Here is an 11,496-nt window from a genome sequence, read left to right as displayed (position 1 = left end):
GGAAAACACTATGAGCGCAAAAGTCTGGCTGGTGGGTGCAGGTCCCGGTGATCCTGAATTGCTGACCCTCAAAGCCGTTCGGGCGTTGAGAGAGGCGGATGTCGTGCTGATCGACGATCTGGTCAACGACGCGGTGCTGGAGCACTGCCCCGGCGCGCGGATAATTCCTGTGGGTAAGCGCGGTGGCTGTCGTTCAACGCCGCAAGCCTTTATCCATCGCCTGATGTTGCGTTATGCCCGCCAGGGCAAATGCGTGGTGCGCCTCAAGGGTGGCGACCCGTGCATCTTCGGGCGTGGCGGCGAAGAAGCGCAGTGGTTGCGCGAGCGTGGTATCGAGGTTGAGCTGGTCAATGGCATTACCGCCGGCCTGGCGGGCGCGACGCAATGCGATATTCCATTGACCCTGCGCGGCGTGGCACGAGGGGTAACGCTGGTGACCGCCCACACTCAGGATGACAGCAGCCTGAACTGGCAAGCGCTGGCCCAAGGTGGCACGACACTGGTGATCTACATGGGAGTGGCAAAGCTCAGCGAGATCCGTGAGCAACTGCTGGCAGGCGCTATGGCGGCAGATACGCCGGTGGCAATGATTGAAAATGCATCGTTGCCGCATCAACGGGAATGTCGAAGCAACCTGATGGCAATGGAGGAAGATGCCTGTGCCTTCGAGTTGAAAAGCCCGGCAATCCTGGTGATCGGTGCTGTGGCCGCCAGTGATGAGATCAAAAGATCGCAGCCTTCGGCAGCTCCTACACTGGTTCGGCATTTATCCCTGTAGGAGCTGCCGCAGGCTGCGATCCTTTAGAAGCAAAGCAAAACCAATGCTGAAACCCAAATCGCAGACAAAGAAAAGCCCGGCCTGAGCCGGGCTTTTCTCAGAGCTGCGGGCTAATTACTTAGCTTGAGCTTCAACCTGCGCTTCTACGCGACGGTTAACAGCGCGACCAGCTTCAGTTTTGTTGTCAGCAACTGGGCGGGATTCGCCGTAGCCAACGGACTGAACGCGGGACGATTCAACACCGTACTGGTTGGTCAGAACTTGTTTAACGGCGTTTGCACGACGCTCGGACAGTTTCTGGTTGTAAGCGTCAGGACCGACGGAGTCAGTGTGACCTTCAACAGTAGTGCTGGTGGATGGGTACTGCTTCATGAAGTCAGCCAGGTTCTTGATGTCGCCGTAGCTGTTTGGCTTGACTACCGACTTGTCGAAGTCGAACTTCACGTCCAGCTCAACACGAACAACTTCAGCAACTGCCGGGCAGCCGTCAGCGTCAACAGTTACGTTAGCTGGGGTGTCTGGGCACTTGTCAACGTTGTCGCAAACGCCATCGTTGTCGCTGTCAGAGCAAACTTCCGGAGCTGGAACTGGAGCAGCAGCTGGCTTGCTGCCGCCACCGAAGTTCACACCAAGACCAATGCTAGGAGCCCACTCGGTGTTGCCCTGGTCGATGTTGTACTGAGCTTCAACGCCAGCACGGGCGTAGAAGTTGTCGGTGAAGTACAGCTTGGCACCGCCGCCAACGTTGGCGAAGGTGGAACGGTTACGACCGTTCGAGCCGTTCTGGTCGATGCTCTGGTCGGAGAAACCGCCCGAGACGTAAGGACGCAGCATGTCGCCTGGGTTGTTGAAGTGGTACAGAGCGTCCAGAGCGGTGTTCGCGCCCTTAACGTTCTTGCCATCGTTTGCACGGGCGTTGTGCACTTCGTCGTAGGCCAGACGCAGTTCAACGTCGTCTGTCAGGAAGTAACCGATCGAACCACCCGGCAGGATGCCGTCGTTCTTGAAGTTACGGTCGCTATCGAAATATTGCTTCTTTGCGTAGCCTTCGATTTCAACTGCGCCTTGGCCCTGTGCCAGAGCGCCGATGGAAGTGGCGGCAATAAGAGAACCAATGGCCAAGCCCAAGGTGTTTTTCAGTTTCATCCGTTAAATCCCCATCTGGTGATTGTGAAGCAGTCCCGCAAACCGGGGGACAACTCGGCGGCAAGTCTAACAGAACTTGCCTACACGTAAGAGATATTTGCGCTGAACTAAGTTTCAGCAATGCCTGCAAATTTCTCACGCAATTTATCTAGAGCGCGTTTGTACCGCATTTTTGTTGCGCTCAAACCCATATGCATGATGTCTGCGATTTCCTGAAACTCCAGCTCTGCGACAAATCGTAGCACCAGAATTTCACGATCAATCGGGTTCACATACACCAACCAGCGATCAAGTCCGCCTTTTTCCTCAGGTTTCGGCGTCTTTTCTTCGGACGCTTCCTCGAGGGGGTCAAGACTCAATGCGTCCATCAAGCGACGCTTTCGCCGTTCCTTGCGATACTGTGTGATGCACTCGTTGTACGTGATGCTATATAGCCACGTCTTGAACTTCGATTTACCCTCGAAGTTCTTCAGGCCATACAGCACCTTCAACATGACCTCCTGACAGACATCGTCTGCATCGCGATCGTTCCCGAGATATCTTGCGCACACATTAAATAATGTTCGCTGGTAACGCCGCATCAGTTCCTCGTAGGCGCGTGTTACGTGAAACAGCTCGGTATGCGAGCGCGCGACCAACTCCTCATCAGAGAGCTCGCGGGGGTCGTAGCGCATGGAGAGCGATTGAGCTTTATTCAAAACAAGTCGGGCCGACAGTCAGGTCAATATCCTCCGCAGCCAGCGTCAGCTGGCATTTTGCGGCGGCATACATTAGCAGGGTTTGCCGGGTTAGCGGCTACTCACATGCTGCTCGAGGAGGATCCGATTGGAAAGAGAGACTAGCTCACCCTCATCGGTCAGCAATGTGGTTTTAACCGTGCCGATCTCTTCGATCTGGCCTTCGACCTCGCCAACACGCACTTGTTGCCCAACCTGGTACAGCTCACGCACGTAGATTCCCGCAAGAATCTGGCCGGCAATTTCCCGGCTTCCCAACCCCATGGCCAGCGCTACCGCCAGACCAACGGTAATCAGCACAATCACGATCACGTGGTTCAGCAGGTCGGTCTTGACCTCCAACTGGCTGATCGCCACCGAAATACTGATGATGATCACCAGGCCCTGGGCAATTCGTCCAAGCCCTGAAGCATAGTCCAGACCCACGCCTTCTGCCGCTCCGCGCACCAGCCCGTTGGCCAGTTGCGCCAGCAAAACACCTACCAGCAACACCAGCGCCGCGCCGAATACCTTCGGCAAATACAGCGCAAGCATATCCAGCGTAGCTGATACTCGCTCAAGTCCAAGGGATTCTGCGGCAGAAACCAGAAAAATAAGCAGAACGAACCAATAGACGATCTTGCCGATCAGGGTCGAAATGGGAACCTGCAGGCCGGCGCGGGACATCAGCTTGGTCAGGCCAGTGCCGCCCATCAAGCGGTCCAGGCCCAGTTTGGCGAGCAATTTGGAAAGCAAGGTGTCCAGCAGTTTGGCCACGACAAAACCCAACAACAGCACAACCAGTGCGCCGAACAGGTTTGGAATGAAGTTCGCAACCTTGGTCCACAACGCAGTCATTGCAGTGACGAGGCTCTGTGTCCAGAGATCAAGTTCCATATTCAATCAGCCTTATCAGCAGTGCGGGCAGCAGGTTTACGGAGACGGGATACCGGCGAGACATGGGCCGATCCGTTATTCAGGGCAATCATCAGTGCGGGCAACCAGCGCCCCAGCAAGCTGAACAAATCACCGGCGCCGACCTGGCGGTTGGCGGTTTTCAGCACACGCCCCAGACACGCATCGTCGTCCCGGGTGGACGGTGAGGCGTTGAGCATGTCGCGCAAAGACTGTTCAAACGGATCGTGCATACGCACCTCTCGTGATGTCTGTGGGAGACGAGGTCAGTTTTGGTCGGGTCACATGCTTTCCCTCAGACCCAGCGCAAACGCCGGAATAACCACCATTGCCCCAGCGCCACCGAGGCCATCATCAGGCAGGCGATCAGAAAGCCATAAGGGCTGGCAGAAAATGGAATGCCACCGACGTTGATCCCCAAAAGCCCGGCCAGAAAACTCATCGGCAAAAAGATCCCGGTGATGATCCCGAAGCGATACATCGTGCGATTCATGCGCACGCTCAAGCGACGGTCTTCAGCCTCCAGGACCAGCCCCACCCGCTCCCGGGTCAGTTCCAGCTCCTCGAGGTAGCGGGTCAGGCTGTTGTTCAATTCGTTCCAGTAATCAGCGTCGTCCTCGACGAACCAGGGCAACTTGATTCGCGTCAATTGCCCGAAAATATCCCGCTGCGGAGCAAGAAAGCGCTTCAACGCTGCCGCCCGCCGACGAATCTGCAAAACCGCCCCGTGTTCAGGCGTATACCGTTCGTCGGCATCCAGCTTTTCCTCCTCCTCATCGACCACTTCCGAGAGACAGCTGACCAGATCCTGCACCTTGTTGGTGAGGTACTGCGCCATGCACAGGATGAGTTCGGAGGCGGTTTTCGGCCCCTTGCCCTCGGACAGTTGCACCAGCAACTCGTCAGTGGCACGCAATGGACGCAAACGCAGGGAAATGACACGCTGGGCAGAACCGAAGATCCGCACCGACACCATGTCTTCCGGTTCGGCACCGGGGTTCAGATTGACCCCGCGCAAAAACAGTAGCAGTTCGCCGTCCGAAAGCTGTAAAAGTCGCGGACGGGTGTTTTCTTCGAGTAACAGGTCACAGCTGAATTCGCTCAGACCGCTGGATTTGCGTAGCCAGGTCCGGGTTTGCGGATGACTGCGATCCCAGTGCAACCACAGGCTTTCATGGGCCTGCAACTGCAAGTCGTCAAGTTCAGTCCGGGCAATCGAACGCGCACCGCCTCTACCGTCCAGCACCAGGGCATGCACCAGCCCCCATTGCGCGTTTTCTTCCTCGAACATCCGCACTCCTCTGGTCTGCAGCCGTTTTTATTCAGGCATTTTCAGCGGACTGGGCGAGATGATCACGCCGTTGTTGTCCGCATAGATGTAATGGCCCGGATGGAAGGTCACGCCGGCGAAGGTCACGGCAACGTTGAGATCGCCGATACCGCGCTTGTCGGTTTTCATCGGGTGGCTGGCCAGCGCCTGAACCCCCAGATCGGTTTGCGCGATGACGTCGACGTCACGGATGCAACCATAGATCACCAGGCCTTCCCAGCCGTTTTTCGCGGCTTTCTCGGCGATCATATCGCCCAGCAACGCACGGCGCAGGGAACCGCCACCATCGACGACCAAGACCTTGCCATTACCCTTGAGCTCGGCTTGCTCCTTGACCAGCGAGTTGTCTTCGAAGCACTTGATGGTCACGATTTCGCCACCGAAGGAATCACGGCCGCCGAAATTGCTGAACATCGGTTCCAGCACCTGCACCAACTCCGGATAGGCGTCGCACAGGTCAGGCGTGAGGTAATGGTTCATCGAGAAACTCCTGTTAAAGAGGAAGACAGCACGAACATCAGTGATGACTCAATCACGCAAAGTGACTGGAACAGCTCAATGCGTCATATCTTAGCCGCAAGCCGACCGGAGCGAAATGCCCTTGTTAGAGCATCAGGCTCAAACCGCCGCGGCCAAATCCCCTTGCTCACCCAACAAGGGTGTCTGCTGATCCGCCAGCCAGCGGGTCACCAATGGCCAGACTTCGGCCTGGGCAGGTTTGCTGACGAGCATTTCAACATGACCGAAATTGTCGCTGAAACCCTGATCACGACCCAGATTGATAAATTGCTTGTGCTCGGAACCGAACTGCTCGAACAGTTTGCGGCACGCCCACGCCGGGTCCTGATGATCACCCGCGGCACTCACGGCGAGCACCGGCAACCTGACCTCGGCCAAACCGGCCCACCAGTCTTTATCGGCATCGCCAAAGCGCCCGAACAGGCCGAACCAGCGCATGCTTTCCAGGGCCAGGCCGATCGGTTCGTCCTCCGGGCCGCGTTTGAGCCTTGCTCCGGACAACTGGGCAAAACGCTTGAGAATGAAGCGACTGCTCCACTCCACCGGCGGAATCTTCAATGGCCAGTAGGTGCGGCTGACTTGTGTACCGAAAAAAGCCGCCGAGGCCACCACCGGCTCACCGATGTACTCGCCACCCAGCGCTGCGGCCAGTGTAGTACCGCCCAGCGAGTGACCGATCCAGTGCGGCACCTGCCCGCTCTGTTCACGCACGAACGCGCCGATGGCCGGCAGGTCATAGCGTGCGTAGTCGGCGACCCGGTTCTTGCGGTAGTCGTGGTTGCGCTGGGACAGGCCATGGCCGCGCATTTCCGGAATCCAGACGTCGAACCCCAGGCGCGCCAGATAGGCGCCCAACCCCAGGCCCTTGGGAGAAAACCAGAACCGGCGATTGGAAAAGCTGCCGTGCAGCAGGATCACCGGCACACCACGGGATGAGGGCTCATCGGCCATGCCAAGGCGTGTCACAGCCAGTTCGACGGTAAAGTCGGGGCTGTTACCGGGTTTCAAACGATACACATCTTCGCTCAGATCGCCGCGCCGTTCGGCGCTGATCAGGGCGACAGGAAATAGGTTGCTGCTGCTTTGCATAATCTCTTGCACAAAAAAGGGCGGCATCCGGAGGAGCCCGCCCTGCTTGAATCTCTAAAAGACCGCTCCCTGACACTACGTCGCCCCTGTAGGAGCGAGCTTGCTCGCGAAAAACTTCAGGACACCTCGTTTATCCAGGATAAGCGCGTGATCGTTGACGTCCATCGCGAGCAAGCTCGCTCCTACAAAGGTATGTGAGCGGCCCGTATATAGGGGATCAAGCCTGCGCCTGACCCTCTGCCAGGAAGAACCAGGTTTCCAGTACGGAGTCCGGGTTCAACGAAACGCTTTCAATGCCCTGCTCCATCAGCCACTTGGCCAGGTCCGGGTGGTCCGAAGGACCCTGACCGCAGATGCCGATGTACTTGCCGGCCTTGTTGCAGGCGGCAATGGCGTTGGCCAGCAGCTTCTTGACCGCCGGATTACGCTCGTCGAACAGGTGCGCGATGATACCGGAATCGCGGTCCAGGCCCAGAGTCAGCTGAGTCAGGTCGTTGGAACCGATGGAGAAACCGTCGAAGAACTCGAGGAATTCTTCGGCCAGGATGGCGTTGGATGGCAGTTCGCACATCATGATCACGCGCAGGCCGTTTTCGCCACGGGCCAGACCGTTTTCCGCCAGCAGATCGACCACCTGGCTCGCTTCTCCCAGGGTACGAACGAACGGCACCATGATTTCGACGTTGGTCAGGCCCATCTCGTTGCGCACGCGCTTGAGGGCGCGGCATTCGAGTTCGAAGCAGTCGCGGAACGACTCGCTGATGTAGCGCGAAGCACCGCGGAAGCCCAGCATCGGGTTCTCTTCTTCCGGCTCGTACAGCTTGCCGCCGATCAGGTTGGCGTATTCGTTGGACTTGAAGTCCGACAGACGCACGATGACCTTCTTCGGCCAGAACGCAGCCGCCAGGGTGCTGATGCCTTCGACCAGTTTCTCGACGTAGAAGCCGACCGGGTCGTTGTAACCGGCGATGCGTTTGTCGACGCTTTCCTTGATGTCCAGCGGCAGACCGTCGTAGTTCAGCAGTGCTTTAGGGTGCACGCCGATCATGCGGTTGATGATGAACTCCAGGCGGGCCAGGCCAACGCCGGCGTTCGGCAGTTGCGCGAAGTCGAAGGCGCGGTCCGGGTTGCCGACGTTCATCATGATCTTGAACGGCAGCTCCGGCATGGCATCCACGGAGTTCTTCTTGATGTCGAAGCCCAGTTCGCCTTCGAAGATGAAACCGGTGTCGCCTTCAGCGCAGGAAACGGTCACGCCCTGGCCGTCTTTCAACAGCTGGGTGGCGTTGCCGCAACCGACTACCGCTGGAATACCCAGCTCACGGGCGATGATCGCCGCGTGGCAAGTACGACCGCCACGGTTGGTGACGATGGCGCTGGCGCGCTTCATGACCGGTTCCCAGTCCGGGTCGGTCATGTCGGACACCAGTACGTCGCCTGGCTGGACCTTGTCCATCTCGGACACGTCCTTGATGATGCGGACCTTGCCGGCGCCGATACGCTGGCCGATGGCGCGACCTTCAACCAGCACGGTACCGGTTTCTTTCAACAGGTAACGTTCCATGACGTTGGCCTGGGTGCGGCTCTTCACGGTTTCCGGACGGGCCTGCACGATGTACAGCTTGCCGTCGTCACCGTCCTTGGCCCACTCGATGTCCATCGGGCACTGGTAGTGCTTCTCGATGATCATCGCCTGCTTGGCCAGCTCGCTGACTTCAGCGTCGGTCAGGCAGAAACGTGCGCGCTCGGCCTTGTCCACGTCGACGGTCTTGACCGAACGACCGGCCTTGGCCTCGTCGCCGTAGATCATCTTGATGGCCTTGCTGCCCAGGTTGCGACGCAGGATCGCCGGACGACCGGCAGCCAGCGTGCCCTTGTGGACGTAGAATTCATCCGGGTTCACCGCGCCTTGAACGACGGTTTCACCCAGGCCGTAGGCGCCGGTGATGAACACCACGTCACGGAAGCCCGATTCGGTATCGAGGGTGAACATCACGCCGGCGGTGCCGGTTTCGGAACGGACCATGCGCTGCACGCCGGCCGACAGGGCAACCAGCTTGTGGTCGAAGCCCTGGTGCACGCGGTAGGAAATGGCACGGTCATTGAACAGCGAGGCGAACACCTCTTTGGCGGCGCGAATGACGTTTTCGACACCACGGATGTTCAGGAAGGTTTCCTGCTGACCGGCGAAGGAAGCGTCCGGCAGGTCTTCGGCGGTAGCGGAAGAGCGCACGGCCACGGCCACGTCGGGGTTGCCGGCGGACAGCGTGGCGAACGCGGTGCGAATTTCGGCATTCAGTTTTTCAGGGAATTCGGCTTCCATGATCCATTGACGGATCTGGGCACCGGTCTTGGCCAGGGCATTCACGTCATCGACGTCCAGGGCATCGAGTGCGTCGTGAATCTGCTTATTCAGGCCGCTCAGCTCCAGGAAATCACGATAAGCCTGAGCGGTCGTGGCGAAGCCGCCGGGCACCGATACACCGGCACCTGCAAGGTTGCTGATCATCTCGCCCAGGGATGCGTTCTTGCCCCCCACATGCTCAACATCGTGTTTGCCGAGCTTATCGAGGGAAACTACGTACTCTACCAAGGTGATCTCTCCACTAACTGTGTTGGAAAAGCTCAGAAACCGGCTGCTTAAGTGAGCATTTGCCGGCTATATGGCCTGGACCTGGAAAATAAGTGAGAATGCAGGCCATTGGCGGCCGGCAAATCGCGCCTATCATATCCAAGATTCGTCACTAGCTTAAGGCCCAAGGTGCAAATGAAACGATCTGCTTTCTTTATCTCCGATGGTACCGGCATTACCGCCGAAACCCTGGGTCAAAGCCTTCTGGCGCAGTTCGAAAACATTACCTTCAGCAAAGTCACGCGGCCGTACATCGACAACGTGGACAAAGCGCGGGCCATGGTACAACAAATCAACAAAGCCGCCGAAACCGACGGCTTCCGTCCAATTATCTTCGACACCATCGTCAATCAGGACATTCGTGAGATTCTCGCAACCTCGAATGGTTTCATGATCGACATCTTCTCGACGTTCCTGGCACCGCTTGAGCAGGAGCTGACCGAGCATTCTTCCTACACCGTCGGCAAGTCCCACTCCATCGGCGCCAACACCAATTACATGGAGCGTATCGAGGCCGTCAACTTCGCCCTCGACAACGACGACGGCGCCCGCACGCACTATTACGACAAGGCCGACCTGATACTAGTGGGCGTGTCGCGATGTGGTAAGACGCCGACGTGCCTGTATATGGCGATGCAATTCGGTATCCGCGCGGCCAACTACCCGCTGACCGAAGACGACATGGAACGCCTGCAACTGCCAAACGCCCTGCGCGCCCACCAGCACAAGCTGTTCGGCCTGACCATCGACCCGGACCGCCTCACCGCGATTCGCAACGAGCGCAAGCCCAACAGCCGCTATTCGAGCTACGCCCAGTGCGAATTCGAGGTGCGCGAGGTCGAGAACCTGTTCCGTCGCGAAAACATTCCGCACATCAACTCCACGCATTTCTCCGTGGAAGAAATCTCCGCGAAGATTCTCGTGGAGAAAGGTGTGGAGCGGCGTTTCAAGTAAATCTCCGGCGCTTGTTCCGGCCCTATCGCGAGCAAGCTCGCTCCCACATTTGATCTTTGTACACCGTCGATCCAGTGTGGGAGCGGGCTTGCTCGCGAAGGCGGAGTGTCAGTCGACATCTACGTTGCCTGACACTCCGCTTTCGCGAGCAAGCCCGCTCCCACAGGGTTTTGGGTGATCTTAGAAAGAATCCCCCGGCACCCGCACAAACCCTTCCATCAACACCCGCGCACTGCGGCTCATGATCGCCTTGTTCACGGTCCATTCACCATTGACCAGGCTGGCCTCGGCGCCGACTCGCAGGGTACCGGACGGGTGTCCGAAGCGCACCGCGTTGCGTTCGATACCGCCTGCCGCAAGGTTCACCAAAGTGCCGGAAATCGCTGCAGCCGTACCGATCGCCACGGCCGCGGTACCCATCATCGCGTGGTGCAACTTGCCCATGGACAAAGCGCGCACCAGCAGGTCGACATCGCCTGCGGCAATTGCCTTGCCGCTGGACGCCACGTAGTCCGCCGGCTTGGCCACGAAGGCGACTTTCGGCGTGTGCTGACGCTTGGCCGCTTCGTCGATGTTGGAAATCAGGCCCATGCGCAATGCCCCGTAGGCGCGGATGGTTTCGAACATCAGCAAGGCTTTCGGGTCGCCATTGATCGCGCCCTGCAACTCGGTGCCCTTGTAGCCGATGTCTTCGGCATTGACGAAAATCGTCGGGATGCCGGCATTGATCATGGTCGCCTTGAAGGTGCCGACGCCGGGCACTTCCAGGTCATCGACCAGGTTGCCGGTGGGGAACATCGAACCGCCGCCGCCCTCTTCTTCCGCTGCCGGATCGAGGAACTCGATCTGCACTTCGGCCGCCGGGAAGGTCACGCCGTCGAGTTCGAAATCGCCGGTCTCCTGCACTTCACCATTGGTGATCGGCACGTGGGCGATGATGGTCTTGCCAATGTTGGCCTGCCACACACGAACCACGGCTACGCCGTTATGCGGGATACGGCTGGCGTCCACCAGGCCGTTGCTGACCGCGAACGAACCGACCGCCGCCGACAGGTTGCCGCAGTTGCCGCTCCAGTCCACGAACGGCTTGTCGATGGACACCTGACCGAACAGGTAATCGACGTCGTGATCGGCCTTGGTGCTTTTCGACAGGATCACGGTTTTGCTGGTGCTGGAGGTCGCGCCGCCCATGCCGTCGATTTGTTTGTCATACGGGTCGGGGCTGCCGATCACGCGCAGCAGCAACGCGTCGCGGGCCGGGCCTGGGACCTGTGCGGCTTCAGGCAGGTCCTTGAGACTGAAGAACACGCCTTTGCTGGTGCCGCCGCGCATGTAAGTGGCGGGTATCCTTATTTGCTTTGGAAACGTAGCTGCGTGAGCCATGGTGCTCGTTACTCCTGATCTGAAAGCAGACACG

The 11,496-nt window shown here is 58.5% G+C and carries 11 protein-coding genes; 2 read left to right on the top strand and 9 right to left on the bottom strand.

Annotation, left to right across the window (positions count from 1 at the left end; genetic code table 11):
- Nucleotides 1-10: 10 nt before the first annotated feature.
- Nucleotides 11-778 carry a uroporphyrinogen-III C-methyltransferase gene (cobA, locus tag ACXX83_RS05035; RefSeq protein WP_217837644.1) on the top strand — a complete coding sequence of 256 codons (768 nt, stop codon included), beginning with the start codon at nucleotides 11-13 and terminating at the stop codon, nucleotides 776-778.
- A gap of 114 nt (nucleotides 779-892) precedes the next feature.
- Here cobA and ACXX83_RS05030 read toward each other — a convergent pair whose 3' ends face one another.
- The 8 genes from ACXX83_RS05030 to ppsA all read right to left on the bottom strand — a co-directional run bounded on the left by ACXX83_RS05030 (nucleotide 893) and on the right by ppsA (nucleotide 9,086).
- Nucleotides 893-1,924 carry an OmpA family protein gene (locus tag ACXX83_RS05030; RefSeq protein ID WP_126046536.1) on the bottom strand — a complete coding sequence of 344 codons (1,032 nt, stop codon included), beginning with the start codon at nucleotides 1,922-1,924 and terminating at the stop codon, nucleotides 893-895.
- Between the two features lie 107 nt (nucleotides 1,925-2,031).
- On the bottom strand, nucleotides 2,032-2,622 hold the full coding sequence (sigX, locus tag ACXX83_RS05025; RefSeq protein WP_015096065.1) for an RNA polymerase sigma factor SigX: 591 nt from the start codon (nucleotides 2,620-2,622) through the stop codon (nucleotides 2,032-2,034).
- Between the two features lie 90 nt (nucleotides 2,623-2,712).
- Nucleotides 2,713-3,537 carry a mechanosensitive ion channel family protein gene (locus tag ACXX83_RS05020; RefSeq protein ID WP_007916401.1) on the bottom strand — a complete coding sequence of 275 codons (825 nt, stop codon included), beginning with the start codon at nucleotides 3,535-3,537 and terminating at the stop codon, nucleotides 2,713-2,715.
- A 2-nt stretch (nucleotides 3,538-3,539) separates the two neighbouring features.
- The gene (locus ACXX83_RS05015) at nucleotides 3,540-3,788 is read right to left on the bottom strand and encodes a hypothetical protein (RefSeq protein ID WP_007971509.1); all 249 of its coding nucleotides are present in this window, start codon (nucleotides 3,786-3,788) and stop codon (nucleotides 3,540-3,542) included.
- 62 nt (nucleotides 3,789-3,850) lie between these two features.
- Nucleotides 3,851-4,846: a divalent cation transporter CmaX gene (cmaX, locus tag ACXX83_RS05010; protein WP_458547706.1), complete on the bottom strand. Its 996-nt coding sequence runs from the start codon at nucleotides 4,844-4,846 to the stop codon at nucleotides 3,851-3,853.
- A gap of 27 nt (nucleotides 4,847-4,873) precedes the next feature.
- Nucleotides 4,874-5,365, bottom strand: coding sequence for a ribonuclease E activity regulator RraA (gene rraA / locus ACXX83_RS05005; RefSeq protein WP_027922555.1), 492 nt, complete (start codon nucleotides 5,363-5,365; stop codon nucleotides 4,874-4,876).
- A 138-nt stretch (nucleotides 5,366-5,503) separates the two neighbouring features.
- Nucleotides 5,504-6,493 (bottom strand): alpha/beta fold hydrolase, encoded by a 990-nt coding sequence (locus tag ACXX83_RS05000; protein ID WP_015096068.1) that lies wholly within the window; start codon nucleotides 6,491-6,493, stop codon nucleotides 5,504-5,506.
- A gap of 217 nt (nucleotides 6,494-6,710) precedes the next feature.
- The gene (gene ppsA / locus ACXX83_RS04995; RefSeq protein ID WP_015096069.1) at nucleotides 6,711-9,086 is read right to left on the bottom strand and encodes a phosphoenolpyruvate synthase; all 2,376 of its coding nucleotides are present in this window, start codon (nucleotides 9,084-9,086) and stop codon (nucleotides 6,711-6,713) included.
- Nucleotides 9,087-9,260: 174 nt separating this feature from the next.
- Between ppsA and ppsR the strand changes: the two genes are divergently transcribed.
- Nucleotides 9,261-10,079, top strand: a complete 819-nt coding sequence (gene ppsR / locus ACXX83_RS04990) for a posphoenolpyruvate synthetase regulatory kinase/phosphorylase PpsR (protein ID WP_007971527.1) — start codon at nucleotides 9,261-9,263, stop codon at nucleotides 10,077-10,079.
- 180 nt (nucleotides 10,080-10,259) lie between these two features.
- Here the strand turns inward: ppsR and prpF are convergent, their stop codons facing one another.
- A complete protein-coding gene (gene prpF, locus ACXX83_RS04985) occupies nucleotides 10,260-11,462 on the bottom strand; it encodes a 2-methylaconitate cis-trans isomerase PrpF (protein WP_015096070.1) in 1,203 nt (400 codons plus the stop codon).
- Nucleotides 11,463-11,496: the final 34 nt, after the last annotated feature.

This window comes from Pseudomonas sp. GNP012 (assembly GCF_054343835.1).
The sequence above is the reverse complement of the archived record's forward strand: the minus strand, read 5'-3'. Positions and strand labels throughout refer to the sequence as shown.

Coding starts and splice junctions, on each gene's coding strand:
- cobA (WP_217837644.1), top strand. CDS start 11: ATGAGCGCAAAAGTCTGGCTGGTGGGTGCAGGTCCCGGTGATCCTGAA.
- ACXX83_RS05000 (WP_015096068.1), bottom strand. CDS start 6,493: ATGCAAAGCAGCAGCAACCTATTTCCTGTCGCCCTGATCAGCGCCGAA.
- ACXX83_RS05020 (WP_007916401.1), bottom strand. CDS start 3,537: ATGGAACTTGATCTCTGGACACAGAGCCTCGTCACTGCAATGACTGCG.
- cmaX (WP_458547706.1), bottom strand. CDS start 4,846: ATGTTCGAGGAAGAAAACGCGCAATGGGGGCTGGTGCATGCCCTGGTG.
- ACXX83_RS05015 (WP_007971509.1), bottom strand. CDS start 3,788: ATGCACGATCCGTTTGAACAGTCTTTGCGCGACATGCTCAACGCCTCA.
- rraA (WP_027922555.1), bottom strand. CDS start 5,365: ATGAACCATTACCTCACGCCTGACCTGTGCGACGCCTATCCGGAGTTG.
- ACXX83_RS05030 (WP_126046536.1), bottom strand. CDS start 1,924: ATGAAACTGAAAAACACCTTGGGCTTGGCCATTGGTTCTCTTATTGCC.
- ppsR (WP_007971527.1), top strand. CDS start 9,261: ATGAAACGATCTGCTTTCTTTATCTCCGATGGTACCGGCATTACCGCC.
- prpF (WP_015096070.1), bottom strand. CDS start 11,462: ATGGCTCACGCAGCTACGTTTCCAAAGCAAATAAGGATACCCGCCACT.